Genomic DNA, 26,913 nt, shown 5'->3' with positions numbered 1-26,913 from the left:
CGTCACGAACGTATGGCCCCGCACGATCGTGCAGACCTGCATCATCCACCTGATCCGCAACACGTTCCGGCTCACCTCCCGCAAGTACTGGGACGCGCTCAAGCACGACATCAAGCCGATCTACACCGCGGTGAACGCCCAGGCGGCCCGCGCCGCGTTCGACGACTTGGCGGAGAAGTGGGGCAGGCGGTATCCGGCGGTGATCCGCCTGTGGGACAACGCCTGGGCCGAATTCATCCCGTTCCTCGACTACGACCTGGAGATCCGCACAGTCATCTGCTCCACCAACGCGATCGAGTCGTTGAACGCCCGCTACCGACGGGCCGTGAAAGCCCGCGGCCACTTCCCGAACGAGCAGGCCGCGTTGAAGTGTCTGTACCTGGTGACCCGATCCCTGGACCCCACCGGAGCAGGCAGAACCCGATGGACGATGCGCTGGAAACCCGCGTTGAACGCCTTCGCCATCACCTTCAGCGACCGCTTCCGAGCCGCTGAAACCTACTAACCAAGATCGCCGGAAACACCCTTAGCGAGACAGCCCCCTTCCCCCAGGAATACGCCCTCGCCAACCAGGTCGCACACCCCCGCAACGTGTACCTACGGGAGGACGCCCTCACCGACCCCCTCGACACCTGGCTGGCCACCGCCTTCGCACCCGAGCGGATCGAACAGACGATCACCGCGATGGCCGACGCCCAGCCTTCAAATCATCAGCCCGCAACCGCCACCGCAGCCCAAACGATCATCACCGAGTGCGACGCCAAGTTGGAGCGCTACCGGGCTGCCCTCGACGCCGGAGCCGACCCAACGGTGGTCACCGGCTGGATCGCGCAGACCCAGGCCGAGCGCGCCCGCGCCGAAGCGGATCTCCACGCGAATACGGGCACTACCTCACGCCGAATGAGCCGAGCAGAAATCACGACCCTGGTGACCGCGCTCGGCGACATCGCCGCCGTGCTCCGCGACGCCGATCCCGCCGACAAGGCCGAGGTCTACCGGCAACTCGGCCTCCGGCTGAACTACCAGACCGAAACACAAACGGTGCGCGCCGAAGTCGATCTCAGCGCGCACCGTGGGGCAATGGTTTGTGTCCGAGGGGGGACTTGAACCCCCACGCCCTATACGGGCACTAGCACCTCAAGCTAGCGCGTCTGCCATTCCGCCACCCGGACCTACTCGTCCAGCCTACCTCGCCGACCCAGATGATCTTTCCATCGGAGGTCGGTACGGCGGGCCGCACGGGGAGTTACTGTACACGGCACTCGTGGATCATGCACATCGCGTCCCGGCGTCTGCCGCACGGCGCTCCCGTCGCTGCTCAGGTCGACTCAGAAGCGGTCAACAAAGCCGTGTCGCAGGCGCGTCCGGGTAGCGTCGGAGGCTCTGTGACGGCAGCATTGCCACGTGTCCCATCCCTCTCCCTTGGCTGCCGTCCAACGTCGGGCTCTCGCCCTGCGCACTGCGGGTGACCTCAGTTCAGCCCGGCAGCTGCTCGCGGAGGCCGTCGGGTCCGCCCGCCCGCCGTACGGCGAGGACCACCCCGAGATGCTGCACACGGCGCACCTGCTGGCGCGGCTGCATCGCGAGGCGGACGACCCGCTCGCCGCCCGGCGGGTGCTGGAGGAGGCCTTCGCGGCGGGCGAGCGTCGCTGGGATCACGCCGAGCCGACGATGCTCGCGCTCGCCCTGGAACTGGCCGAGGTTGCCGAGGAGTTGGGCAACCGGCACGAGGCCCGCCGCAACTACACCCGGGTCGCCACCGCCGGGCCGGCTGTGCTCGGGGAGGACCATCCGGCGGTACGCGCCGCCCGCGCCTACCTCGGCGAGGCCACCCCCGGTCCGGCCCAGCCGCACGGCACGCCGCCGACGCCCGGTCCGACGCCGACCCTGGCCCCGGCCCCGGCCGCGGCCGGCACCGTGACCGATTCCGGCGCCCGCTCGGCGTTGTCCGGCCCTACGCTGTCTCTGGCGACCCTGGCCGCGATGCGCCCGGCTGCGGGCGGCCCTCCGCCGGCCGCGTCGCCGGCCGCGCCAGCCGCGCCCCCACCCACTGCGGGCGGCCCTCCCCCGGCCGCGTCGCCAGCGGCGCCCCCACCAACCCCTCCGGCGGTACGCGTGCCCGCCGCGCCGGCACCGCCCGTCGGCGGCACGCGGCCGGTGCCACCGCCCGCTCCACCAACGGCACCGCCCCAGCCGGCTCCGGCACCCGTCGCGTCGACGCCACCGCCTCCGGAGCAGCCCGCGCCTTCAGTGCCGCCTGCGTTCCCCGCCCATCAGATGTCACCCGCCTCCACCGCGCCTCCGCCCGCCTCCCCCTTGCATCCGGTGCCGCCACACCAGCGCGCCGCGCGGCAACCGTCAGGGCCGCCCCGGCCGCAGGCGGACGGCCGGTCGACGCAGCAGGCCCGACAGCAGCCCCCGGCGGACGGCCATTCGACGCAGCAGGCCCGACAGCAGCCGCCGGCGGTGCCGCCGCGCCAGCGGACCGGGGACCGGCCGACCCATCCTGCGGTCGACGCACCTCCGGCGACGCGCGCCGTCGAGGCGTCGGCCACCACACCGCCCGCGCCGCCGCCGGTTGCCCCTGGGTGGGACAACCCGACGATCCAGGTACGGCAGATCGAACCGCTGCTGGCCGAGGAGGCCGACCGAGTCGCCGCCGCCGGCGCGAGTAGGTCAGGCAGCGCCGATTCCGGGCCGACCAGCGCGTCGACCGGGTCGCCCGCCCACCACCCGGTCAGTGCGGCGCCCGCCTACCCACGCCCCGTCTCGGCACCTCCCGGGGACTCCCGACCGGTCTCCGGACCGCCCGGCCACACCCGCCCCGTATCCGGACCACCAGCGCCGACCTACCCCGTATCCGGACCACCAGCCCACACCTACCCCGTGTCCGGGCCACCTGGGTACAGCCAACCCGTGTCCGCGCCGCCGGTGAGCGCGCCGCCGTGGGGGTTGACCGCCCCGCCGTGGAGCAGCAGCGCCCCGCCGCAACCGCTGCCCCTGGCCGGCAGCGAGCCGACCGGCCCGTCCCCCGTGGACACGGACGAGACCATCGTGGGCGGTGAGATCACGTCGGGTGTCGCGTCCGCGCAGACGGAGGTGTTCCCGGCCGTCCGCCCGGCGGCCGATGACCGGCCCGGGCCCGGTGCCGGTCCGGGCCGACCGACCCCGCTCGCAACTCCGGGTGGGCTGGCGACGCCGGCCTGGGCGCCGCCGTTCGATGCGGGCCGGACACCGCCCACCCCAGCCTCCGACGGGTACGCGAGCCCGGTGCCGACCGCGCCGGGCCCTCTCACGGCCGCGACCTACCCGCCACCGACCGTGCCAGCGCCGCGACCGTCCCCGGAGCAACACCCACACCACCAGGGGTACGCGGCCCAGCCGCACTCGACGGCCCCGGAGCCCCACACCTCACCGGGGCAGCACCCCTACCCAGGCCAGCAGTACCAGTACCCGGGCCAGGGGCACCCGCAGGACGGCTATCCGTCGGCGTACGCCAACGAGAGCGGGACGTCGGGGCGTGGCCGGGGGATGCTGATCGGCGCGGCGGTCGCGGCCGGGGTGGCCGTGGTGGCCGTGGCCGGGCTGGGTGCGGTGCTGCTGAACCGCGACGATCCACCGCCTTCCGGGGCCGCGACGACCGCAGCGACGGCGGCACCGACGGCGGCCGGGCCCGCACCCGCTGACCTGGCGCTGCGGGACGACTCGGCCACGATCACGCTGAGCTGGACGGACCCGACGGGGGGCGCGGTGCCGTTCATGATCGCCGGCGGTCGGGCCGGGCAGGCGCTGGGGGTGCTGGCCACGGTGGATCCGGGTCGGACCAGCTACACGGTGAGCGGCCTCAACTCGCGGGTGGACTACTGCTTCACCGTGCTGGCGGTCTACTCCACCGACAGCTTCGCCACCTCCGGTCAGGTCTGCACCGAGCGGGAGCGGTCCACCCCGCCGTCCTGAGCGAGGCCGGCCGGTCGCTGTCGGGCTGACCTGGGTGTCCACAACGCACACGCTCGGTATCCACAGGGGTGACGGTGCGGGTTCCCCCGCCAGCGGCCGGGCCATATGATGGCACCCGGCTCTGGGGAGGGGTCGCCGCGAGGCGCACGCCACCTGCCATGACTCAGGAGAGGCAGCCGGCTGTGGCCAGCATCGACGACGCCGAGCGGACCGACGCCCCACGTTCCCGGTCCCGGCTGCGCGGTGGGTTGGTGACGGTCGGCACGGTGACCGCGCTGCTGGCCGCCATGGGGCTGACCGTCCTCGGGTTGGGTGCGGCGGACAACGCGGTGGCCAACTACGACGCGAGTTCCTGGCTGTGGAGCGCGGCGCGCAGCGAGCTGGCCCGGGTCAACGGGGTGACCGCCCGGGTGGACACGCGTACCGAACTTCCTGGTGCCCGCCGGCATCCGATGCAGGTCACCCAGACCGATCGGCTGTTGATCCTGCGTGACCTGCAGACCGGGCAGGTCAGCTCACTGGATCTGGCCACCCTGCAACTCACCGCGACCACCCCGACCACCCCTGGCCTGGGCGTGAGCGTCGCCCTGCACGAGGACGCGGCGTTCGTCGTCGACGCCGTGCAGGGGATCGTGCGTCAGCTCGATCCACGGTCGTTGAGCCCGGTCGGCGAGCCGGTGCGCTATCCCCCGGGCATCACCGGCGGCACGTTCGACGGCGAGGGTCGACTCTGGATCGCGGTGCCCAGCGAGGGCACCGTGTCGGCGATCACCGCCGCGAAGCTGCCGTCCGCGCCGGCCTCGGCCGCGCCGGCGAACGGCGGGCTCCGCCCGGAGCGGGTCGAGACGTACGACGTGGCCGATGCCAGCCACGAGCTGGTGGTCTCCACCCTGGATGACGGGGTGGCGGTGCTGGACCGTACGGCCGGGAGGCTGGTGCGGGTGCAGCGCGGTGAGGTCCGCCGGACGCCGTTGACACTGCCCGGCCCGGCGGCGCTGCCGGCCCGCACGTCGGGCCCGCGCGTGCCGGTGACGGTGCCCGCCGAGCGGCGGGTGCTGGTGGTGGGTGAGGCCGGTGAGGAGCAGGCGTTCACGGTGCCGGGCGGCGGTGATCGGCTCAGCCCGGCGGTGGCCTGGGCGGACCGGTTCTACTGCGCGGACGAGGCCACCGGCACCATCTACTCCTTCGACGCGGGCGGTCAACTGGTCGACACCGTCCAGGGCAAGACGACCGGGCCGTTGGAGCTGGAGGTGCGCGAGAACCACCTCTTCATCAACTCGCCCGACTCGGCGACCGCCCGGGTGGTGGACGACAAGCACCAGGTGCGCGAGGTCAACAAGTACGCCAACGACGTGCTGGGCGGCGACCCGCCGCCGGCTCCACCGCCGCCGCCTCCGCCGAAGAAGCCCCAGGTGAGCAAGCCGGGTGCGCCGCGCAGTGTCACCGCCGCCGCCGGCAACGCTCAGGCCCGGGTGAGCTGGCGGCCGGCCGCCGCGAACGGCGCCGAGATCATCAGGTACGTGGTGCAGGGCGCCGGTCAGCGCCTGGAGGTGGGCGCCAACCAGCGTGCGGTGGAGGTCAAGGGCCTGACCAACGGCGAGACGTACCGGTTCGCGGTGCACGCCGTCAACGCCAAGGGCGACGGTCCGGCGCGCAACAGCAACCCGGTGACCCCGACCGCCGCGGTGCCCGACCCGCCGGCGAGCGTCACCGCGCAGGAGCGACCGGACGGCACGGTGCTGGTCAAGTGGCCGGCCGCGAACGGGCAGGGCAACAAGATCGCCAAGTACACGGTGGCGGCCAGTTCGGCGGGGACGAACGCGCCGGCCGGTGAGTCGACCAAGACGGAGCTGGTGGTGCCCGCCGGGGAGTTGGAGTTCGGCACCCAGTACGCGTTCACGGTGGTGGCCGTCAACGACAAGGGCGCTGGTTCGGCGGCGTCCCCGGTGAGCAACACGGTTGTGCCGTTCGCGGCGCCCGGCCGCCCGCTCGACCTGCGGGCCGCCACGGTCGCCGACCAGCCGGGCGCGGTGACCGTGCAGTGGTCGCCGGCCGAGGCGAACGGCCGTCCGGTGACGAAGTACCTGGTGGACGTCGGCGGCAAGGCGAGCGAGGTGACCGACACCCGCACGACCGTCACCGGGCTGGGCGACGGTCAGAACGTCACGGTGAAGGTGAAGGCGGTCAACGAGGCGGGGCCCGGCCCGGAGGCGACCGCCACGGCCCGGACGGTCGCCGCGCCACGGGTGACGGTGACCGGCTCGTCGGCGACCGCCACGTCGGCGACTGTGACGTTCACGGTGGACGCGGGCGGTGGGAAGGCCACCTGCTCGGTGAGTACACCGGGTGAGCCGGCGACGGCGGGCGCGTGCTCCAGCATCACGGTGTCGGGGCTGACGCCGGGCACGGCGTACACGTTCACGGTGACCGCCACGAACGCCGCTGGCAACGGCACCGCGAGGAAGGCCCAGCCGACCGACCCGCTGTACGGCATCGCGACCTGTCGCAACGGCGCGTCCGGGCCGGAGTCGACCTACTGCGACCGGGACGTGAGCGGTCGCAACGGCAACGAGGTCTTCTCGGTCCCCCGGCAGGACAACGACAGGCAGGTGGGCTGGGCGAGGCCGGGCACGCGCCTGGAGGCGTACTGCAAGAAGTCGGGCGAAGAGGTGTACGCCTACATCTACAACAGCGAGAAGCGCAGCACCTGGTGGGTGCAGGTCAACTACGAGGGGAAGAACTACATTCCCTGGGCCTGGCTCAACCTGGAGGGCGGCGACAACATCAACGTCCTGCCCACCTGCTAGACCTGTCAGGCAAGGAGCACCGCCGACCGTGAACACCCACGAGCCGCTCACCCAGCCGGAGGTGCAGGGTTTCGCCGCCCTGGCCGCCCGGTTGGCCGAGAACGTCAACGCGGTGGTGCTCGGCAAGCCGCAGGTGGTTCGGCTGGCGTTGACCGCGCTGTTCGCTCAGGGCCATGTGCTGTTGGAGGACGTGCCGGGGGTCGGTAAGACGACCCTGGCGCGGGCGATCGCGGCCACGGTGAAGGGTGAGTGGCGGCGGATCCAGTTCACTCCCGACCTGCTGCCCTCGGACGTGTCCGGGGTGACGATCTTCAACCAGGCGAGCAGGGACTTCGAGTTCCATCCGGGGCCGGTCTTCGCCAACATCGTCATCGCCGACGAGATCAACCGGGCGTCGCCGAAGACCCAGTCGGCGCTGCTGGAGGTGATGGAGGAACGCACGGTCACCGTGGACGGGGTGCGGCATCCGGTGCCATCGCCCTTCCTGGTGGTGGCCACCCAGAACCCGGTGGAGATGGACGGCACCTACCGGCTGCCCGAGGCGCAACTGGACCGGTTCCTGGTGAAGCTCTCCGTCGGCTACCCGGACGAGGCGGTCGAGGTGGAGGTGCTGCGCGGTGCGACCGTACGCTCCCCCGAGGCGCTCGCGCCGGTCACCGACACCGCCACCGTCGGGGAGATGGTCCGGATGGCGCGGCGGGTGCACATCGCGGAGCCGCTCTACGCGTACGCGGTCCGGCTGGCCGCCGCCACCCGTACCCACCCGCAGGTGCGGGTCGGGGTCAGCCCTCGGGGCGTGATCGCGTTGACCCGTGCGGCGTGCGCGTACGCGCTGATCGACGGTCGGGGTTGGATCATGCCGGAGGACCTGAAGGCGCTCGCCGAAGCGGTGTTCGCGCATCGGCTGCTGCTCACTCCGGACGCCCAGGTGCGCGGGATGACCGCCGGGGAGGTGCTGCGCCAGGCCATCGCCTCGGTGCCGGTGCCGCTGCCGTCGGGGCAGCCCGCACCGGTGCAGGGTTGACCGGCAGAACCGCCATGGGGATCACCGCCCGGGGGGTCGGGCTGCTCGTCGCCGCCGTCGTTCTGCTGGGGGTGGGCTTTCGGTTCGCGTACCCCGAGTTGGCGGTGTTGGGCGCGGCGGCCGGCGCGGCCGTGGGCTACGCGGCGCTGACCGCGGCGTGGCGGCCCCGGCTGCTGGTGACGCGTAGCGCCGACCCGGACCGGGTGGCGCGCGGCGAGCCGGCGAGTATGACGTTGACCGTCCGCAACGCCGGGCGGCTGCGCTCGGCGAACCTGCTGGCCGAGGACCGGTGCGGCGAGCGCACGGTGCCGGTGCCGGTGCTGCGGCTGCGACCTGGCCGGGACACCGAGGTCCGCTACGACGTGCCGACCCACCGTCGTGGGGTGGTGCCGGTGGGGCCGCTGCGGGTGACCCGGCGGGATCCGCTGGGGTTGGTGGCGCTGGCCCGCCCGTACGGCGAGACGACGCCGGTCTGGGTGCACCCCCGGATCCACCCGCTGACGGCGGTACCCACCGGTGCGGGGCGCAGCCTCGACGGCCGGGTGGACGGGGTGCCGCACGGGTCGATCACCTTCAACTCGCTGCGGGAGTACGTGGTCGGTGACGAGTTGCGGCGGGTGCACTGGCGCACCAGCGCCCGGGTCGGCGAGCTGATGGTGCGTGAGAACGTGGACACCAGCCTGCCCCGGTTGGTCGTACTCCTGGACAACCGTGCCGTCGCCCACCCGCAGGTGGTGGACGGGGTGGCGGAGTCGTTCGAGTCGGCGTGCGAGGCGGCGGCCTCGGTCGTCACCGCGGCGCACCGCGCGGACCTGCCGGTGCTGCTGCTCCTGGTCGGCGCGGAGCCGGAGCGCGGCGACCCGGGCGGGGCCGCCGGGCCGGCGCTGGGGCCACTGGACCGGCTCGCCGCCGCTGAGCTGTCCGGCGACGGCGACGCGTTGCGGGCGACCACCACCCGGTTGCGGCAGGACCGGCTCGGCGACACGTTGATCTTCCTGACCGGGCCGGCGGGCCGGGGCGAGTTGGGGCACGTCGGGGCGCTGCGCGGCGCGTACCCGTCGGTGGTGGTCGGGGTGTTCGGCGCGACCGAGCCGACGGCGACCGGCGCGACCGGCCTGGTGGTGGTCGACGCGGCGGACGGCGCGCAGTTCGCCGCCGAGTGGGACGGGGTGCGCCGGTGGTGACGGGCGTGGGCCAGCAGCGGCTCGGCGGCGCGGGCACCGTCGGCCCGGCGGGCCCGGCGGCCCCGGAACCGGACCCGCCGCTCGACGGCTCGACACCTTCGGGTGCCGGCAGGGTCGGGCGGGCGCTGCGGGCGGCTGTCGTCCCGCTGGCGCTGATCGGGCTGACCGCGCTCGCCGGGGTGGTGCTCGGCCGGGTGTACGCGGGCGAACTGCTGACCTGGCTGGTCGCCGGTGCCGCAGCGGGGTCGGTGCTGGTCAGCGTGGCCGCCCGGCGGCTGCCGTCCTGGCTTGTCGCACCGGTGTCGGTGGCCGCGATGGCCGGTTGGACGCTGTGGTCGCTGCGGCTGGCCGCCGCCCACGCCGACCTGCCCGGCGGCCTGCTGGAGGTGAGCGCGGACGCGGCGCGCAACGGCATCCCCCGGTTGCTCACCGCGATGATTCCGGTGGAGCCCAGCCCGGACACGGTGCTGGTGCCGGTGGTGGCGGCCTGGCTGGCGGGCCTGGCCGGCGCGGAGGTGGCGTTGCGCACCGGTCGGGTGCTGCTGGGCTACCTGCCGGCGGCGGGGCTCTACGCCGCCGCCCTCTACGTGGTCGGCCCGAACGCCGAACCGGCGATCGGCGCGACGCTGGCGTTCGTCGCGGTCGCGGCGGTCGGCCTGGCGGCGTCGACGGGCGCGGCGCCGGCCGGCGGCGATCCGGTCGCCGGCCTCGCCCCCGGGGTACGTGCCGCGGTACGGCTCCGGCTGACCGCGACGGCGGCGCTCGGCGTGGCCCTGGTTATCGGGCTGATCGCGCTGCTCGGCCCGGTGATCGCCGGCCAGGTCGACGGCCGGCCGGTGGATCCACGCCGGTACGTGGAGCCTCCACAGGTGGAGACGCTCGACGAGAACCCGCTGATCCGGATCTCCGGCTGGGCGCTGCACCCGGAGCAGAAGCTCCTCGACGTGAGCACGGTGCGCGACGGCACCCCGACCGGCGGCGGTTCACCGAGCGCGGCCGGCACCGCGCCGGGCGACGGGACCGACGACCCGGCCCAGGCGAACGACACCGGCCGCAGCATTCGGATCCGGTTGGCGGTGCTCAGCGACTACGACGGGGTGACCTGGCGGGTCGGCGCGACGTACCGCAACGCCGGTCGGATCCTGCCGGCCACGGCACCGGCGCGGGACAGCACGGTGGAGACCGTGCGGCAGCAGATCACCGTTGCCGAGCTGAGCGGCGGGCTGCTACCCGCCGTGGCGACGCCTCGGGAGGTCAGCGGCGCGCGGGTGGCGTACGACCCGGAGACCGGGACGCTGATCCGGCCGGAGGGGCTGACCCCGGGGTTGCGGTACACGGTGACGTCGGCCCGGGAGCGCCCGGACGTCAACCTGCTGGCCACGGCGAACGTGCCAGCCGGCGAGGAGGTGGCCCGGGTGCTGCGGGTCGCCGACGGGGCACCCGACCCGCTGCGCCGGCTCGCCACGCAGCTCGCCGAGGAGAACGGCGCCCCGTACGCGCGGGCCACGGCGATCGAGCAGTTCCTGGCCGAGCACTACCGGGTGGTGGCGGACGCGCCGAGCGGGCACGCGTACCCGAATCTGGGTTTCTTCCTCTTCGGGCCGCGCAACGGCGGTGGGCAGGAGGGCACCTCGGAGCAGTTCGCGGCGGCGTTCGCGGTGCTCGGGCGGCTCTCCGGGCTGCCGACCCGGGTGGTGGTGGGCTTCGAGTCCAGCGGGCAGGGGCCGGTGCGGGCCGGTGACGCGTACGCCTGGCCGGAGGTGCTGTTCGACGGGCTGGGTTGGGTGGCGTTCGACCCGCTGCCCCGCCCGGACAACGAGCCGAGGCCGGTGGAGGAGGACTTCCGCCCGACGCCGGATGATCCGCCTCCGTCGGAGGCGCCGGCACCCACGGTGGAGCCGACCGCGTCGCCGGAGCCGGTGGCCGCCCCCGACGGGCCGGACGGGCGCGGCGTGTCCACCCCGGTGCTGGTCGCCGGTGGCAGCGGCGGCCTGCTGCTGGTGGTCGGTGCGCTGCTGCTCACCCTGCTGGCGATGCGCCGCTCGCTGACCCGGGCCCGACTCGGCCGGGGTGACCCCGGCGAGCGCATCGCCGGCGCCTGGCGGGAGGTCACCGACGCGCTACGGCTGGCCGGCCGACCGGTCGGCGACGACCTGGCGGCGACCGAGGTGGCGGACCAGGCTCGGCAGGCTCTGCTCGACGCCCGCAGCAGACAATCCGGCGGGAGTGTCCCCGGGGTCGACGACCTGGCCGCCCTGCTCAACCAGGTGGCCTTCGCGCCCGACGCCGCCACCGCCGCCCAGGCCGACCGTGCCGGTGCGGCGGCCACCACCTACGTGGACGGGTTGCGCGCCGCCCGCCCCTGGTGGCGACGGCTGCTCTGGTCCATCCACCCCGGCCCGCTGCGCCGCCGCTGACCCGGCGCCGATATTCACGCCTGAATCGGCTTGACCCTGACGCTGCGTCAACCCTCCATGCTGGCTGCCATGAGCATTCCGGCAACAACCAGTCAGGGCCAGAGACCCGCGATCCACGTGCAGGGGCTGGAGAAGTCGTACAAGGAGCTGCGTGTGCTGCGCGGCGTGGACCTCGCCGTGGCGCGGGGCAGCATCTTCGCCCTGCTCGGCTCGAACGGCGCCGGCAAGACCACGGTGGTGAAGATCCTGTCCACGCTCCTCAGGGCCGACGCCGGGACCGCCCTGGTCAACGGCTTCGATGTCGCCACGCAGGCCGCCGAGGTGCGCGAGTCGGTCAGTCTCACCGGCCAGTTCGCGGCGGTCGACGAGATCCTCAGCGGGCGGGAGAACCTCGTCCTGATCGCCCGGTTGAGGCACCTCAGGGACCCGGGCGTCATCGCGGACGACCTGCTGCGGCGCTTCTCGCTGACCGAGGCGGGCGCCCGGCGGGTGGCGACGTACTCCGGTGGCATGCGCCGCCGCCTGGACATCGCGATGAGTCTCATCGGGAACCCGCCGGTGATCTTCCTTGACGAGCCGACGACCGGGCTGGACCCAGAGGCGCGCATCGAGGTGTGGCAGGCCGTCAGGGAACTCGCCGAGGGCGGCACGACCGTGCTGCTCACCACGCAGTACCTCGACGAGGCCGAGCAGCTCGCCGACCAGATCGCGATCCTCCACGAGGGCCGGATCATCGTCGACGGCACCCTCGACGAGCTCAAGCGGCTCCTCCCGCCCGCCGAGGTCGAGTACGTCGAAAAGCAGCCGACCCTGGAGGACGTCTTCCTCACCCTCGTTGGTGCCAGAGCAGACAAGGAACAACGATGAACAAGCACTTCCTCGGCGACACCGCCGTCCTGCTGGGTCGTTCGCTGCGGCACATCAGCCGCAGCCCTGACACCATCATCACCACGGCGGTCATGCCGATCGCCTTCCTGCTCCTGTTCGTGTACGTCTTCGGCGGCGCGATCCAGACCGGGACCGACTCGTACGTGAACTACCTGCTGCCCGGCATCCTGCTGATCACGATCGCCTCGGGCATCTCCTACACCGCGTTCCGGCTCTTCCTGGACATGCAGGGCGGGATCTTCGAGCGCTTCCAGTCCATGCCGATCGCCCGACCGGCCGTGCTGTGGGCCCACGTCCTGACCTCACTGGTCGCCAACGTGATCTCGCTCGTGGTGGTCGTCCTCGTTGCCCTGGCCATGGGCTTCCGCTCGGGCGCCGGAGTGCTCGCCTGGCTGGCGGTCGGCGGCATCCTCATCCTGTTCACCCTGGCGCTGACCTGGATCGCCGTGATCCCGGGCCTCAGCGCGAAGTCGGTCGACGGCGCGAGCGCGTTCTCCTACCCGCTCATCTTCCTGCCGTTCGTCAGCTCGGCCTTCGTGCCCACCGACACCATGCCCGGCCCGGTACGCGCCTTTGCCGAGCACCAGCCGGTGACCTCGATCGTCAACGCGATCCGCGACCTGTTCACCGAGCAACCGGTCGGTGCCGACATCTGGACCGCCCTCGCCTGGTGCGTCGGCATCCTCGTCGTCGCGTACGTGTTCGCCACCGTCTCCTACCGCCGCAGAATCTCCTGAGGTGATGCGGGTCGGGTCGCGAGGAATTGAGGGCAGGATCAGAGCATGCTGACGATCGGTCAACTGGCCGCGTACGCGGGCGTCACGGTGCGGGCGGTGCGGCACTATCACCAGGTCGGGCTCCTGCCCGAGCCGGAGCGGGACGCGTCGGGTTATCGGCGCTACGGCGCGAGTGCGGTCGTGTCCCTCATCAAGATCCGTACCCTCGCCAACGCCGGCGTGCCGCTGTCCCAGATCGGTCGGATGCTGGAGGCCGACGCGGCGGCCTTCACCGAAGCGGTCCAGCGGATCGACAGCCACCTGCTCGACGAGATCGAACGGCTCGAAACCAGCCGCAAGCAGATCGCGCAGCTCACCGCCGGGGACAGTCTGGCGCTCCCGCCGCAGGTGGTCTCATACCTCGATCGGCTCCGGGACATCGGGGCGTCGAAGCGGATGGTGGAGGCTGAGCGGGACGGGTGGATCCTCGTCGCGGCCCGCTGGCCCGATGGCGTCGTCGAGTGGATGCCGTCGAAGCTCGCGCAGCTCGACGACCCGCAGGTCGTCCGGCTCTATCGGGTCCTGTCGGAGATCTTCGACAGCGACGCGGGCGGGGACGCGCTACTGGAGGAGGCCGCCGACATCATGGCCGCCCTCGCCGAGCAGGCCCACAGGTCCGGCGACGTCCTCGACGACGAGGCGCAGGGCGATCTGCCTGACCTTCTGGACGCGCTCGCCGTCGAGACCGACCCGCGAGCGGAGCGACTGCGGGACCTGATGCGCGAGCGTGGCTGGTCCGATTGGACCCGGATGGAGCGGCTGGCAGAGCCGCCCGCCTAGGACCAGGTCAGGCGGTCAGGCGGCGGACGAGCTTGCGCAGGCCGGCCTGCCAGCCGTCCGGGTCCTCGGCGCGGCGGCGCGCGTAGTCGGCGACCTCCGGGTGCGGCAGGATCAGGAACCGCTCCTCGGCCAGCCCGGCGATGGCCGCGTCGGCGACCTGGTCGGGGGTGAGCACCGCGCCGGACGCCTCGATCACCCGGGCGCCGAGGTGGCCGTCGCGGATCCCGTCGGCGAGCATCGGGGTGTCCACGCCCTGCGGGCAGAGCGCGCTGACCCGGATGCCCCGGTCCCGGTAGGTGATGGCCAGCCACTCGGCGAACCCCACCGAGGCGTGCTTCGTCGCGGTGTACGCGGCGTCGCCGACCGCGGTCAGCACGCCCGCCGCCGAGCAGGTGTGCAGCAGGTGCCCGCCGCCGCGGGCGAGCATCCCCGGCAGCACCGCCCGCGTCGAGTAGACGTGGGCGAGGACGTTGACCCGCCACGCCCGGTCCCAGGCGGCGTCGTCGACCTCCACTCCCCCGCCGGTGGTCACTCCGGCATTGGCGCAGAACAAGTCGATCCGGCCGAAGCGGCGCTCGGTGTCGTCGACCAGTGCGCGCACCTGTGCCTCGTCGGTCACGTCGAGGGCGGTGGCGTGCGCGACCGGGCCGATGCCGTCGGCCACCGCCTGGGCCGCGTCGGCGTTCAGGTCGGCGATGACCACGGCGGCGGCGCCCTCGGCGGCGAACCGGCGGGACAGGGCCGCCCCGATGCCGCCGGCGCCGCCGGTGACCACCACGATCCGGTCGGTGAGGTTCACGCGGACGCTCCTGAGGGCTCGGTGCCGAGCTGGGCGATGAGGGTGGTCAGTGCGGCGACGCCGCCGGCGGTCACCTCCGGGGTGGGCAGCAGCGCGAAGATCGGCACGTCCACCCCGGCGTCGGCGTAGGACTGCACCTGGGCGCGGCACCGCTCGGGTGAGCCGTGCAGCACCAGCGCGTCGACCACCTCGTCGGGCACGGCCGCGCTGGCCCCGCGCCGGTCACCGGCGGCCCACGCGTCCCACATCGGCGCCAGCACCTGGTCGCGGCCGAGCCAGCGGTGGAACTCGGCGTACGCTCCGACGGTGAGGTAGCTGGTGATCAGCCGGCGGCCGAGCGTGCGGGCGTACGCGGCGTCCTCGGTGGGGCAGACGAAGATCCGGGCGGCGACCTCGAACCCGGGACGGCGCTCGCCCAGCTCGGCGAGGGCGCGGGGCACGTCGTCGGCGCTGAGCCAGTTGAGGATGACCCCGTCGGCCTCCGCGCGGGCCAGCCGGAGCATCCCCGGGCGCAGCGCGGCGAGCAGGATCGGCGGCGGCACGGCCGGCGGCCGTTCGAGGGTGAACCGCCGCACGGTGAAGGTGTCGTAGACCTCGTCCACCGTCTCGCCCCGCAGCGCGGCGCGCAGGAAACGCAGGACGTCCCGGGTACGCCGGAACGGCTCGTCGAACCGCACCGCGTTCCAGTCCCGCACGAGCACCGGCGAGGACGCGCCGATGCCGAGCGAGAACCGGCCGGGCGCGGCCTCGGCCAGCGCCGAGGCGCTCATCGCGAGCAGTCCGGGGCCGCGGGTGAAGACCGGGGTGATCGCGGTGCCCAGCCGCAGCCGGGGCTGCCAGGCCGCCGCGAGCGCCAGCGGGGTGAACGCGTCGGCCCCGGCGACCTCGGAGGACCAGACGTCGGTGAACCCGGCGCGGTCGAGCGTCGCGTAGACCGCGCCGTGGTCGGCCAGCGGGATCCCGCCCATCGGCACCGTCATGCCCCATCGATTCGTCACCGATCGATCGTGCCCGTTGACGGGGCCCGCGAGCAAGATCCCCGTCCTGGGCAGAATCGCCGGTTCCGGGGATCGACAGTCGTCGGCATCCCCGCGACGGCACGTTCCGAGCCGTCCGCGCGGGGCGGTGCGTGGTCGGCTCGGCCGGCTAATCTCGGCGGGTGACCTTCTCCCTCGTCGCCCGCTCCGCCGACGGTCGCCTGCACGGTGTGGTCGTGGCCAGCAAGTTCCTCGCCGCCGGGGCACTCGTGCCGGCCGCCGAGGCCGAGGTCGGCGCGCTTGCCACCCAGGCACACGTCAACCTCGCCTACCGCCCACAGGGGTTGACCCTGCTGCGCACCGGGGTGGCCGCCGCCGACGTGGTGGCCGGGCTGGTCGCCGCCGACGGCGACCGTGCACACCGTCAGCTCGGTGTGGTGGGGGCCAGCGGTCCGGGCGCGACCTGGACCGGCCCGGCCTGTCATCCCTGGGCCGGCGGGCGGGCCGGCGACGGCTGGGCGGCGCAGGGCAACATCCTCACCGGCCCGGAGGTCGTCGACGCGCTGGCCGACGCGTGGCTCGCCGGGTCGGCGCTGCCGTTCGCCGAGCGGCTGGTCGCCGCGCTGCGCGCCGGTGACGAGGCCGGCGGCGACCGGCGCGGCCGGCAGAGCGCCGGCCTGCTGGTGGTCGAGCGCGGCGGGGGGTACGCCGGCACCAGCGACGTGCTGGTCGACCTGCGGGTGGACGACCACCCGGAGCCGGTCGCCGAACTGGGCCGGCTGCTCGCCGTGCACACCCTGCTGTTCAGCCGGCCCGACCCGGCGACCCTGCTCGACCTGAGCGGCGCGGTCGCCGAGGAGGTGGCGGCGTTGCTCACCGCGTTGGGTCACCCGGTGGCCGCCGACGGGCCGGAGGAGGCGCTGTTCTCCTGGGCCGCGGTGGAGAACCTGGAGGAGCGGCTGGTCCCGGGGCGCATCGACCCGGTGGTGTTGACGCACCTGCGTGGCGTCGCCCCGCACGTGCCCGCGCCCCGTCCGGCGAGCTGATCCGCCGGCGACCACGCCGAAACACGGTCCCCCGGTCGGCTCAGCCCTTGACCCGGGGCACCAGCCGGTGCACGACGGTGAGCACCAGCGCCATGACCACCGCCATCGTGCCGGCGATGCCGGCGGCGCTGCCCGCGTACGCGACGAAGAGTGGCCGACGGCTCAGCTCGGTCGGCCAGGTGTCGCGCAGGCCCACCAGCCACGCCAGGGCGAGCCCGCAGGCGATCAGGGCCAGCACGCCGGCCATGCCGAGCACCGCGCTGGCGACCCGGTGCGCGTCGCCGGGGGCAACCTCGGCCTGTTCCCGCTGGGTGATCAGCAGCACCAGCCCGGCCAGCGCCGCCCAGACGCCCACCACCAGGTACGCGGCGACCGCGTCGCTGGGTCGGTGCCAGCCGGCGGAGAGGGTGGCGACCCCGGCGGCGGCGGCGTAGGCCGCGCCGATGAACGCGCCGGCGGCCCGTACCTTGCGGGGCAGGACCAGCATCAGCGCGACCGCCACCGACGCGGCCACGGCGGTGTGCCCACTGGGGAGGCTGTTGCCCACCCCGGCGCGCTCCGGGTCGACGCCGTAGTCCGGGCGAGCCAGCCCGTACTTGAGCAGTTGGGTGGAGACGTTCGCGCCCGCGATGAGCAGGGTGGCGGTGACGGCCAGGGCGATCCGCCCCCGGATGAGCGCGATGAAGCCGATCATCGCGGTGGCGGCCAGCAGGGACACCACCGACATCGCGTTGAGCAGATGGTCCACCGGGCCGTCGATGCGATCCTGACCGATCTGGTTGCCGGTCAAGGCGACCGTGTCGACCCACTGGCCGATCCCGGTGTGTACGGCCACGCGCCAGACGGCGAGGAAGGCGGCCGCCTGGACGAGGGCCAGTACGACCAACCAGACCGCGGTCCAACCCCGTGCCGTCGCGCGCATCCGCACACCGTAGCGGCCGGAGCGGGCCGGTCGGCTGGTGGCCCACCGCCTGTTGACGGTTAGGTTGGGACGGGGATGAGGAGGTTGCCGTGGACGGCACACCGGAGCGGCAGTCCGGCCAGGTCAGGCCCGACCCCGACCGGCGGGAGGCAGCCGAGCCCGACGGGGTGGCGCCGGCCGAGTCGTTGGCGGATCTGCTGGGCGGGCGGCGCGGAGCCATCGACGCGACCCTGCCGCCGGTGGCGTTCGCGGTGGGCTGGCTGATCGGCGGCGAGTCGCTGTGGGCCGGGGTCGGCGCGGCGCTGGCTGTCGGCGCGGTGGTGGCGGGCGCACGGCTGCGGCGGGGTGACCGGCCCCGTTCGGTGCTGATCGGGCTGCTCGCGGTCTGCGTCGCGGCACTGGTCGCGGTCCGTACCGGCCGGGCCGAGAACTTCTTCCTGATCCAGTTGCTGTCGAACGCGGCGAGCGCCCTCGCGTGGGCGGTCAGCATCGTGGTGCGCTGGCCGCTGCTCGGGGTGGTGGCCGGCGCGGCGCTGGGTCAGCGTGCTCGCTGGCGGCGGGACCCGGCGCTGCTGCGCGGGTACGGCCGGGCCAGTTGGGTGTGGACGGCGACCTACGTGCTGCGGTTGGCGGTGTTCGTGCCGCTGTACCTGGGCGGGCAGGTCCTCGCGCTCGTGGTGGCCCGGGTCGCGTTGACCTGGCCGCTGGTGGCGGCGGCGTTGGCGGTGAGCTGGGTGGTGCTGCGCCGGTCGTTGCCGGCGGGGCACCCGGGGCCGCGTCACCCGGTCACCGAGGGCCCGGAGGCTCCGCGCGGTGGGCCGGGGCGGGGCTGAAACCCGGCGGCAGCAGCACTCGCGGGCAGAAAAGTGGAGAGGCCGCCACGGGGGGAGCGGCCTCTCCGGTCAGGTACGTTACTCCGTCGTAGCCGTGGGTGTGATCCCGCGTCGGCCCGAATTTCTGGGCTTTTTCGCGGCAACCTCCACTCCGGGCGGTGGGGTGGGCCGGCCGATCCGCTGCGTTGGCCAGATGACCGGCCCACCCCGGCCTGACCGTGGGTGTCAGGCCGTCCGCCGGCCGGGTTCCGTCGTTCCCCCGAACCCGGCCGAACCCCGGGGTGGGCAGGGCACGTCCACCCACCCCGGGTCGTTGTCAGCCGTTCGGGAACAGGCTCCCGTAGTCGGCGTACGCCATGGCGACGTCGGCCTGTGCCCAGAACCGGTGGTAGTTGAAGCTGGGCTCCGCACCACCGTCCAGGTACGCCTGCACCTTGGGCCAGTCCGGGTCGTTCTTGTAGAAGGACCGGATGTCGAGGAAGCTCTTGCCGGCGGCGATGGTGTCGCCGTTGGGCATCTTCCCGGTCCAGCCCGGCGGGACGTAGAGGCCCTGCCCGCTGGCCGCGTCGTAGGTGTCGTCGAAGCGCCGGTAGTCGCCACGCTTCTCGGTGGTGGAGACACCCTTGGCGTCGCTGGCGGCGTGGAGCGCGTCGAGCAGACCCTTGGCGGTCGTCTTGGCCGCCGTGTCACCCGACTTGGCCGCGTACGCGATCAGGGTCCGGGCGTAGGCGGCGGCGACGCCGACGTCCTGGCCCTTGACGGTGACCTCGACGTGCAGGTTGGAGTTGGGCTGCGGGTTGCTCGGGTTCCAGGTGGTCGGCTGGCCGGTCCACTTCATGTCCGACGGGATCGACCAGTTGGTGCCGACGGTGGTGTTGGCGATCGCCCACGGCACCCACTTGTCCAGCAGCGCCTTGGCCTTCGCGTTGCCGGTCTGCAGGTACAGCTCGGCGATCCGCTGCATCGACCAGGCCTGCATGCCGAACCACTGGTTGGACGGCGGGTCGTTGTAGACCGGGTCGACGTCGTAGAACATGCCGTAGAAGGTGCTGGTGCCGGCCGGCGGCTGGCCGTAGTTGCCGCCCCAGCTGTTGGTCGCGCCGCCGGCGATGCCGCCCTCGGCGGACTGCAGCCAGGTGTAGAACTCCAGCTGCCGCTCCAAGCTCTTGGTCCAGTCGGTGACCGCGGTCGGCGACTGCGGCTTGAGCTCCGGGGTGTTGGTCAGCGCCCAGGCCGCGAACGGGTTCTGGTAGCCGAAGTGGTTGTGGCTGGAGCCGATCCGCCAGGACCAGTTCTGGCTGGTCTCGTACGCGCCACCCCAGGCGTAGTACCAGGACATGAGGTAGTGCGCGGAGTCCTTGCCGCTGCCGGCGGGGCAGGCGCTCGCCCCGACGCAGTTGCCGATCTTCTTGAAGTACTTGTCGAACATCGAGTAGCGCAGGTAGTCGCCCATCTTGGCGGCCTTCGCCACGGTGGCCGCGACGTCGGCCTGCTTGCCCTGCGCCTTGGCCCAGGTCAGCGCCCAGTACGCGGCCTGCACGGCGCGAGCGTCGGCGTCCGGCGCGTTGGTGTACTTCCACTGCTTGGCCGGAGCGGCAGACTCCTTGACGAACAGGTCGAGGTAGCCGTACTGGCCGCCTGCGGTGAAGGTGTCGCAGGACGGCTGCGGGATCGTCTCCCAGACCGATTCCTGCGTGCCCCGCTGGAAGGTGTTGATGTACGCCGGCCGGGTGGTCTTGTCGCCGCAGCGACCGAAGCCGTACGTGTTGTCCACGTCGATCAGCCAGTGCATGCCGTAGATGTCACCGGTGCCGTAGGTGGACTGCAGCTCGCCGCGCAGCGGGTCCTGGCCGACCGACACGTTCGCCTCCAGGGCGGACGGGTACTGGCTGGGCAGGTCGTGCTCGGCGGCGTACTGGGCGGTGCCCGCCGCGCCCGCGGTGGCCTGGTCGGCGTGGCTCGGGATGATGTACTTCTCCATCACGGTCCAGGCGTTGTTGAACGGCGCCCAGTTCTGGGTGACCCGCCCGTAGTTCGCCTCCAGCCAGAGCCAGAAGCTGAACGCCTCCGAGGTGGTTTCGTGCCCGTGGTCGGGCGCCTCGACGATCAGCGTCTCCACCGAGTGGTACGGCACGCCCTCGGGGCTGAAGTAGCCCGAGTTCTTGATCTTGCCGTACTGCTCGAGGAAGCGGGCGATGTAGGTGTTGTCGCCGCCCGGGGTGTCGTTGTCGATCTCGGTGGCGGTGACCGCCAGCGGGGCGAGACCGGTGGCGGAGGCGGTGATGGTGGCGGTGCCGCCGACGGTGTCGGCGTCCTCCGCCGCGGCGACCGTGACGGTGACCCCGGTGTTCCAGTTGCTGGGAGTCAGCGTGACGGTGGCCGGCGAGACCGTGACGTCGGTGTCGCCGGTGCGGGTGAGGGTGACCGGCACGTTGGCCGTCGGCGCGGCGCTGAGCTTCAGGTTGAAGGTGGCGGTGCCACCCTCGCTGACGCTCACCGCGGACGGGGTGGCGACCAGCGTCGGGCCGGTGGCGGCGGTGACCGTGAACGCCTTTTCGTCGACCGCGACGCCGTTGGCGTTGTCGTACGCCTTGGCCTGGACCGTGTAGCTGCCGGCCGGGAGGTCTTCCTGGGTGTAGGCGTACGGAGCGGTGGTGTCGGTGTTGATCAGCAGGCCGTTGCGGTAGAACTCGACCTTGCTGATCGTCCCGTCCGGGTCGCTGGCGGTGGCGGTCAGCGGCACGTCGGCCGGCGCGGTGAACGGCCCGGTCGGCAGGCTGAGGGAGACCGTCGGCGGCTGGTTGGCCGGGGTGCCGTTGCAGGGGGTGCCGTTGAGGGTGAAGGAGGTGGGCTTCGGGTTGCTCCCCGAGTGGGCGCCGTTGAAGCCGATGGTGGTGGAGGCCCCGGTGCCCAGGTTGCCGTTCCACGACTCGTTGGTCGCGGTGACCTCACTGCCGGACTGGCTGTATCTGGCCGACCAGCCCTGGGTCACGCGCTGACCGCTGTTCGGGAAGGTCCACTTGAGCGTCCAGGCGGTGACCGGGTCGCCGAGGTTCTTGATCGTCACGTTCGCGGTGAAGCCGTTGTTCCAGTCGTTTGTCGCATAGACCACGTCGCAGGCCGGTGCGGCCTGCGCGGCGCCGGCCGGCAGGGTCACCCCGCCGACGGCGAGCGCGGCGGCGGCGAGGATCGCCACTCGGCGGCGTCGTGCCAGTTGTCTCATGTGCGCGGTGTCTCCTCGGACCAGGCCGGGATGGTCCCGGCGAGGCGCCTGCCCGCGGGTGTGGTGGTGCGCGGGGGATTCGAGGCGCCGGGATGGTGGTCGCCCCGGGCCCGGCCGGGGGTGCGGCGGTGCGGCCCGCGCGGGAGGGGGTCCCGCCGGCTGCGATCGGGTGCCGCGACCGGTGTTGATGCTGCCGGCTGCCCTCGGCGGACCCACGCCACGCGATCTGGCTCTGTCGCGTTGAATCGACAGTGTGCCATGGAAGCGCTCCCACAACAAGCGCGCGGCGGGGAGGATCAGCCACTTGTTTCGATCTCGTTTTGGGTCTTTCACAAAGGCGTGACGGGCGTTACAGTCGCAACATCGGTCGATGGGAGCGCTTCCATCGACAAAGGTTCCAACTAGAAGATCACCGGGGTTGTCCTTGTGGCGAGCCCGGGGAACCCGAAGGCCGACGGCGGGCCAGCCCGGACACCGCCGTCAGCCATCATCCCGTCACTGGGAAGGGAGGTGGAACCAGAGCCACTCGCGTGGCCCGGCTCCCGCGCGACACGCACGGCAGGACCCAACATCCGCCCGTGCGTGTGCAGTTACGGTGGGGACGGGGGTTGCCCTCCCCCGTCCCCACACTAAACCCCCGTACACGATGGGAAAAGAGGCCGACGGGACAGGCGCGACACGCCGCCCGGTCGGCCTCGTTCGCTGTCCGGGGCTCACCTCCGCCTCAACCCGGCAGCACCCGCCCGTCAGGACGGCCGGCTGCCCGGGCCGGCCTCCCCTGGCCTATCATGGGAGCGCTCCCGAATCTCGGCGGTGGCCCCGTATCCACGAGGAGAATCCATGTCGATACCCACTGGGCCTGGCCCGCTGCGCTTCCCCCGCGACTTCGGCTGGGGGGCGGCCACCTCCGCCTTCCAGATCGAGGGCGCCGCCAAGGAGGACGGCCGAGGCGAATCGGTCTGGGACACGTTCAGCCGCGTCCCCGGGCGAACCCGAAACGGCGACACCGGCGACGTGGCCGCCGACCACTATCACCGGTACGCCGAAGACCTCGACCTGATGCGCGACCTCGGGCTGCGCAGCTACCGCTTCTCCATCTCCTGGCCGCGCATCCAGCCCGACGGCACCGGCGCGCCCAACCAGCGCGGGCTGGACTTCTACCGCCGTCTGATCGACGGCCTGCATGAGCGCGGCATCGCACCGATGGCGACCCTGTTCCACTGGGACCTGCCGCAGGCGTTGCAGGACGCCGACGGCTGGGAGTCACGCGACACCGCCCACCGCTTCGCCGACTACGCCGACGCGGTCTTCTCCGCCCTCGGCGACCGGGTGCCCGTCTGGCTCACCATCAACGAGCCCAAAACCGTGGTGCAGAACGGCTACCTCATCGGCCACCACGCGCCCGGCCGGCAGGACCCGGACGCCGCCTACCTGGTCGCCCACCACCTGCAACTCGCCCACGGCCTGGCGGTCCGCGCGCTACGCGCCACCACCAGCACCGGCCGGATCGGCCCCGCGCTCAACCTGCACCCCTGCTACCCCGCCGACGACTCCCCCGAGGCGGCCGCCGCCGCCCAGCTCTACGACGGCTACGAGAACCGCCTCTACCTCGACTCCCTGCTCAAGGGCAGCTACCCGCAGGACGTGCTGGCCGACCTGGGCTCCCGCAGCCGGATGGTCCGTGGCATCCGCGACGGCGACCTGGCGGTGATCTCCTCGCCGGTCGACCTGCTGGCCGTGCAGTACTACACGCCGATCTACGTCACCGCCGACGGGCGCAGCGAGCAGCGCTGGCCGACCACCGAGGCCGAATGGCAGCAGATCTACCCCGACGGGATGTACGACATCCTGACCCGGGTCACCCGTGACTACGGCCCGATCCCGCTCACCGTCACCGAGAACGGCCTGCCGACCCCGGACACCCTGGCCACCGACGGCACCGTCGACGACGCCGGCCGGATCACCTTCCTGCGCGACCACCTGGCCGCCGCCCACCGCGCCCTCGCCGACGGGGTCCCGCTGGAGAGCTTCCACGTCTGGTCCCTGTTGGACAACTTCGAGTGGGCCGAGGGGTACGACCAGCGCTGGGGTCTGGTCTATGTGGACTACCCGACCCAGCGGCGCGTGCTCAAGCGCAGCGCCCACTGGTACCGCTCCGTCATCGCCGAGGGCGGCTTCTGAGCGGGCCGCCCGGACGGCCGGGCCCGGACGGCTCGGCTCCGGTGAGCCGGTGACCGTCCGGGTCACGCCCGGACCGCTCAGCGGGGCAGCGCCTGCTGCAACTCCGCCCGCAGCGCGGGGGTGAGCATCTCCCCCGCCTGCTTCGCGAGCCGGGCCATCTCGTAGCCCACCACGCCGATGTCCGCGTCCCCGGCGGCCAGCGTGGCCAGGATCGACCCGTCGCGCACCTGCATCACCAGGAAATAGCCTCGGCCCATCTCGACCACCGTCTGCTTGACGATGTCGCCGTCGAACAGCTGCGCCGCACCGGCGGTGATGCTCATCAGCCCGGAGGTCACCGCGGCGAGCTTGTCCGCGTTGTCGCGCGGCAGGTGATCGGAGATCGCGACCAGCAACCCGTCGGAGGAGACCACCACCGCGTGCGCCACGCCGGGCACCCGCTCCGCGAACGCGCTCACCAACCAGCTCAGGTCCCGCGCCTCCTGACTCAAGGTTGTCACTGTCGTCGTCCCCCTTCGTCGTGCCCCCAGGAGGGTGACACGGGTATCTCGGTGGTGTCCTCGGCCTCGGCACGCCGTACCCCGCTGTAGAGCCGGGAAAGCATGCCGCCGACAGCCGACGGGTCCAGGTCGACGCGCGCCGGCGCCGACGTCGGCTGGGCCGAACGGGTGACCGCCGAGAGCTGCGCCATCGGCACCCGCATCGGCAGACCCCGCTCGTTCGTGCCGGCGGTCACCGGCGTGGCGGGCGGCACGGCCGGCCCGGGGACCGTCGGCCCGACCGGACCCTGCCGGGACCACCAGCCGCTGTCCGAGGCGTCGGCTTGGACGCCCGCAGGGGCCAGCACGTCCTCGGCGCGCACCGGCACCGGGCGGGCCTGCCGCGGCACGGCGGCTGCCGGCGGGCGACCGGCCACCGGCAGGTCCAACGGCGCGACGGCCGGCCCGCGCGGGCCGGCCGGCCGCAAGTCCCCGCCCGTTCGCTGCGCTCCGACGCCCCGCGCGGTGCTCGCCGCCAGCATCCGTGCCGGCATCGGCGGACCCAGCTCCACCGCGCCGGCCGGAGCCAGCAGGGTGGCGGGCAGCACCAGCCGGGCGACCAGGCCGCCCTGACCGCCGTCGAGCTGCACGCGTACGCCCAGCCGGGCGGCCAGGTGGCTGACCACGAACAGGCCCATCCGCTCGACCGCCGCGACGTTCGCGGCTGGCGGGCTGGCCAGCACCGCGTTCGCCTCGGCCAGAGCCGCCGGGGTCATGCCGAGGCCGTTGTCGACGATCTCGATCAGCGCGGCCGACGCCTCGACCCGGGCGGTCACCATCACGACGGTGTCCGGACGGGAGAAGGCGGTCGCGTTCTCCAGCAGCTCAGCCAGCATGTGCACCAGCTCACCGACCGCGTGCCCGACCACGTTGACGTCACCCACCGGCTCCAGGCGAACCCGCTGGTACTGCTCGATCTCGGCGGCGGCGGCCAGCAGCACGGAGCCGAGACCGACCGGGCGATTCCACCGGCGGGTGGAGTCCGTGCCGGCCAGCACCAGCAGGCTTTCGTCGTTACGGCGCATCCGGGCGGCCAGGTGGTCGAGCTTGAACAGGTTCTCCAACTGCTCCGGGTCGCTCTCCTCGCGCTCCAGATCGTCCAGCAGCTCCAGCTGGCGTTCCACCAGCACCTGGCTGCGTCGGGCCAGGTTGACGAACATCCCGTTGACGTTGCGCCGCATCCGCGCCTGCTCGACGGCGACGGTGACCGCGCTGCGGTGCACCGCGACGAACGCCTCGGCCAGCTCGCCGATCTCGTCGAGCGAGCGCACCACCGCTGGCGGGACCTCGATGTCGGTCACCCCGCCGGTGACGGTCCGCAGCCGGTCCAGCGCGTCCGGCAGCTCGATCTGCGCGATCCGCAGCGCCTGACTACGCAGCAGCCGCATCGACCGGGCGACCGACCGGCCGACGAGCAGCGAGATCAACAGGGCGGCCAGCAGCACCGTGACGATTCCGCCGACGACCAGCAGGGTGGCCCGCAGCTGGCCGGAGCTGGCGTCGTCGGCCTGCCGTACGGCGTCGTCGAGCACCCCCGCCTCGAGCTGCCGCAGCAACTCCTGGCGTTGCTGGCTGGCCGACCACCACTGCTCCGACGGCAGCAGTTCCGGTGCCGCGTCACCGACCGGCAGGCTGCGCTCCTCCAGCTGGGTGGCGACCACGAACATCGGGTTCACCGAGGTCTCGTCGTACCGGCGGATCTGGTCGTTGGTGGCGGCCACCCGGAACGCGCCCAGCGCGGTCAGCTGCTGGGCGCGCAGGTCGCTGAGCAGCACCCGGTCCTCGGTGCCGTACCGGCCGGCGCGGCCAGCGGCGTAGAGCTGGGCCCGGACCCGGGACGACAGCTCCTTGACCCGGGCCAGCTGGACGTAGCGCAGCACCGCGTCGCTCAACGCCGGATTTTCCTGACCTGGCGTCGGCTCGTCGAGCAGATCGAGCAGCGCGTCGATGGCCCGGTGGTAGTTGCTCAGGACGGTGTCGTTGCTCAGCACCGCCGGCGGGATGGCCACCCGGATGTTGACCACCTGTTCGTACGCCTCCAGCGCCTCGGAGAAGGCGACCCGCCAGGACGCGTCGGCGTTGGCGAGCGGCTCGGCGGCGCGACGCAGATCCTCGACGGCCCGGTCGGCGGCCGACTGCAACGGCCTCAGGGCGGTGGCCGCGGCCTCCCGGTCGCCACCCCGGCGCAGCTCACTCAGCTCACCCGCCGAACGGTCGCGCTCCTGCTGGAGCTGGTGCACCACGGCGGTGATCTGCCGGCCGATGCCGACCTGCCGGGCGAAGTCGTTGAGCGCGGTCGTCTGTCCGACAAGGGCGCTGGTCTGCACGCTGGCCAGCACCAGGAACGCCACCGACGGCACCACCAGGACGGTGGCCAGCTTGGTGCTCATCCGCCAGTCGCGCAGCCGGAACGGCGAGCGACGTCGATGCGGAATGACCCGGACGTCGAAGCGGCGTCGGCGATGGTTCGACACGTCGCCCTTCGCCGGGTCCGGACCTACCGCCACCCTGCCTCCTCCATCGTGCCGCGTCCACCGCGACCCGGGGAGCGCAGTCCATC

General features: G+C 73.0%; 19 protein-coding genes and 1 tRNA gene. 13 read left to right on the top strand and 7 right to left on the bottom strand.

The genetic code is table 11. The features are described 5' to 3' along the window. Both ABZ808_RS29345 and ABZ808_RS29340 read left to right on the top strand, forming a co-directional pair. Positions 1-505, top strand: a 505-nt coding sequence (locus tag ABZ808_RS29345; protein ID WP_357012583.1) for a transposase, incomplete at its 5' end; no start/stop codon positions are given. An 86-nt stretch (positions 506-591) separates the two neighbouring features. Beyond that, positions 592-1,107, top strand: a complete 516-nt coding sequence (locus tag ABZ808_RS29340) for a hypothetical protein (RefSeq protein WP_357012581.1) — start codon at positions 592-594, stop codon at positions 1,105-1,107. Here the strand turns inward: ABZ808_RS29340 and ABZ808_RS29335 are convergent. Then, positions 1,089-1,172, bottom strand: a tRNA-Leu gene (locus tag ABZ808_RS29335). The two genes, ABZ808_RS29340 and ABZ808_RS29335, sit on opposite strands and share 19 nt — an antisense overlap. A gap of 232 nt (positions 1,173-1,404) precedes the next feature. Here ABZ808_RS29335 and ABZ808_RS29330 point away from each other — a divergent pair. The 8 genes from ABZ808_RS29330 (at position 1,405) to ABZ808_RS29295 (ending at position 13,833) form a co-directional block, all read left to right on the top strand. Then, complete coding sequence (locus ABZ808_RS29330) at positions 1,405-3,957, top strand: tetratricopeptide repeat protein (RefSeq protein WP_357012579.1); 2,553 nt, start codon at positions 1,405-1,407, stop codon at positions 3,955-3,957. Between the two features lie 158 nt (positions 3,958-4,115). Beyond that, positions 4,116-6,764, top strand: coding sequence for a fibronectin type III domain-containing protein (locus tag ABZ808_RS29325; RefSeq protein ID WP_357012578.1), 2,649 nt, complete (start codon positions 4,116-4,118; stop codon positions 6,762-6,764). A gap of 28 nt (positions 6,765-6,792) precedes the next feature. Then, positions 6,793-7,788 carry a MoxR family ATPase gene (locus tag ABZ808_RS29320; RefSeq protein ID WP_357012577.1) on the top strand — a complete coding sequence of 332 codons (996 nt, stop codon included), beginning with the start codon at positions 6,793-6,795 and terminating at the stop codon, positions 7,786-7,788. Between the two features lie 14 nt (positions 7,789-7,802). Further along, on the top strand, positions 7,803-8,972 hold the full coding sequence (locus ABZ808_RS29315) for a DUF58 domain-containing protein (RefSeq protein WP_357012602.1): 1,170 nt from the start codon (positions 7,803-7,805) through the stop codon (positions 8,970-8,972). 125 nt (positions 8,973-9,097) lie between these two features. Continuing rightward, entirely contained in the window at positions 9,098-11,389 is a 2,292-nt protein-coding gene (locus tag ABZ808_RS29310; RefSeq protein WP_357012600.1) for a transglutaminaseTgpA domain-containing protein, read from the top strand. A 69-nt stretch (positions 11,390-11,458) separates the two neighbouring features. Continuing rightward, on the top strand, positions 11,459-12,256 hold the full coding sequence (locus tag ABZ808_RS29305) for an ATP-binding cassette domain-containing protein (protein ID WP_357012576.1): 798 nt from the start codon (positions 11,459-11,461) through the stop codon (positions 12,254-12,256). Beyond that, positions 12,253-13,014, top strand: a complete 762-nt coding sequence (locus tag ABZ808_RS29300) for an ABC transporter permease (protein ID WP_357012574.1) — start codon at positions 12,253-12,255, stop codon at positions 13,012-13,014. Before ABZ808_RS29305 ends, ABZ808_RS29300 begins: the two co-directional genes overlap by 4 nt. Before the next feature lie 45 nt (positions 13,015-13,059). After that, on the top strand, positions 13,060-13,833 hold the full coding sequence (locus ABZ808_RS29295) for a MerR family transcriptional regulator (protein WP_357012572.1): 774 nt from the start codon (positions 13,060-13,062) through the stop codon (positions 13,831-13,833). A 7-nt stretch (positions 13,834-13,840) separates the two neighbouring features. Here the strand turns inward: ABZ808_RS29295 and ABZ808_RS29290 are convergent, their stop codons facing one another. Together ABZ808_RS29290 and ABZ808_RS29285 are read right to left on the bottom strand one after the other, a co-directional pair. Beyond that, complete coding sequence (locus tag ABZ808_RS29290; RefSeq protein WP_357012571.1) at positions 13,841-14,632, bottom strand: SDR family oxidoreductase; 792 nt, start codon at positions 14,630-14,632, stop codon at positions 13,841-13,843. After that, positions 14,629-15,612 carry an LLM class F420-dependent oxidoreductase gene (locus ABZ808_RS29285; protein ID WP_357012599.1) on the bottom strand — a complete coding sequence of 328 codons (984 nt, stop codon included), beginning with the start codon at positions 15,610-15,612 and terminating at the stop codon, positions 14,629-14,631. Before ABZ808_RS29285 ends, ABZ808_RS29290 begins: the two co-directional genes overlap by 4 nt. A 179-nt stretch (positions 15,613-15,791) precedes the next feature. Between ABZ808_RS29285 and ABZ808_RS29280 the strand changes: the two genes are divergently transcribed. After that, a complete protein-coding gene (locus ABZ808_RS29280) occupies positions 15,792-16,655 on the top strand; it encodes a DUF1028 domain-containing protein (RefSeq protein ID WP_357012569.1) in 864 nt (287 codons plus the stop codon). A 40-nt stretch (positions 16,656-16,695) separates the two neighbouring features. Here the strand turns inward: ABZ808_RS29280 and ABZ808_RS29275 are convergent, their stop codons facing one another. Next, the gene (locus tag ABZ808_RS29275; protein WP_357012567.1) at positions 16,696-17,583 is read right to left on the bottom strand and encodes a phosphatase PAP2 family protein; all 888 of its coding nucleotides are present in this window, start codon (positions 17,581-17,583) and stop codon (positions 16,696-16,698) included. Between the two features lie 161 nt (positions 17,584-17,744). On the opposite strand from ABZ808_RS29275, the gene ABZ808_RS29270 reads away from it, so the two are divergent. Further along, the gene (locus ABZ808_RS29270; RefSeq protein ID WP_357012598.1) at positions 17,745-18,410 is read left to right on the top strand and encodes a DUF3159 domain-containing protein; all 666 of its coding nucleotides are present in this window, start codon (positions 17,745-17,747) and stop codon (positions 18,408-18,410) included. Between the two features lie 316 nt (positions 18,411-18,726). On the opposite strand, the gene ABZ808_RS29265 is transcribed toward ABZ808_RS29270, so the two are convergent. Then, positions 18,727-21,633 carry a glycoside hydrolase family 48 protein gene (locus ABZ808_RS29265; protein ID WP_357012566.1) on the bottom strand — a complete coding sequence of 969 codons (2,907 nt, stop codon included), beginning with the start codon at positions 21,631-21,633 and terminating at the stop codon, positions 18,727-18,729. Between the two features lie 840 nt (positions 21,634-22,473). On the opposite strand from ABZ808_RS29265, the gene ABZ808_RS29260 reads away from it, so the two are divergent. Continuing rightward, entirely contained in the window at positions 22,474-23,814 is a 1,341-nt protein-coding gene (locus ABZ808_RS29260; RefSeq protein WP_357012564.1) for a GH1 family beta-glucosidase, read from the top strand. A 77-nt stretch (positions 23,815-23,891) separates the two neighbouring features. Here ABZ808_RS29260 and ABZ808_RS29255 read toward each other — a convergent pair whose 3' ends face one another. Both ABZ808_RS29255 and ABZ808_RS29250 read right to left on the bottom strand, forming a co-directional pair. After that, a complete protein-coding gene (locus ABZ808_RS29255) occupies positions 23,892-24,305 on the bottom strand; it encodes a roadblock/LC7 domain-containing protein (RefSeq protein ID WP_357012597.1) in 414 nt (137 codons plus the stop codon). A 5-nt stretch (positions 24,306-24,310) separates the two neighbouring features. Beyond that, positions 24,311-26,860: a nitrate- and nitrite sensing domain-containing protein gene (locus ABZ808_RS29250; RefSeq protein ID WP_357012563.1), complete on the bottom strand. Its 2,550-nt coding sequence runs from the start codon at positions 26,858-26,860 to the stop codon at positions 24,311-24,313. Positions 26,861-26,913: the final 53 nt, after the last annotated feature.

The sequence above is a fragment of the Micromonospora sp. NPDC047527 genome, from assembly GCF_040643015.1.
GTDB lineage: Bacteria > Actinomycetota > Actinomycetes > Mycobacteriales > Micromonosporaceae > Micromonospora.
Note: the sequence above shows the minus strand (reverse complement) of the source record. Positions and strands in the feature narration are given on the sequence as shown.

Coding starts and splice junctions, on each gene's coding strand:
- ABZ808_RS29325 (WP_357012578.1), top strand. CDS start 4,116: ATGACTCAGGAGAGGCAGCCGGCTGTGGCCAGCATCGACGACGCCGAG.
- ABZ808_RS29315 (WP_357012602.1), top strand. CDS start 7,803: ATGGGGATCACCGCCCGGGGGGTCGGGCTGCTCGTCGCCGCCGTCGTT.
- ABZ808_RS29305 (WP_357012576.1), top strand. CDS start 11,459: ATGAGCATTCCGGCAACAACCAGTCAGGGCCAGAGACCCGCGATCCAC.
- ABZ808_RS29300 (WP_357012574.1), top strand. CDS start 12,253: ATGAACAAGCACTTCCTCGGCGACACCGCCGTCCTGCTGGGTCGTTCG.
- ABZ808_RS29295 (WP_357012572.1), top strand. CDS start 13,060: ATGCTGACGATCGGTCAACTGGCCGCGTACGCGGGCGTCACGGTGCGG.
- ABZ808_RS29285 (WP_357012599.1), bottom strand. CDS start 15,612: ATGACGGTGCCGATGGGCGGGATCCCGCTGGCCGACCACGGCGCGGTC.
- ABZ808_RS29265 (WP_357012566.1), bottom strand. CDS start 21,633: ATGAGACAACTGGCACGACGCCGCCGAGTGGCGATCCTCGCCGCCGCC.
- ABZ808_RS29260 (WP_357012564.1), top strand. CDS start 22,474: ATGTCGATACCCACTGGGCCTGGCCCGCTGCGCTTCCCCCGCGACTTC.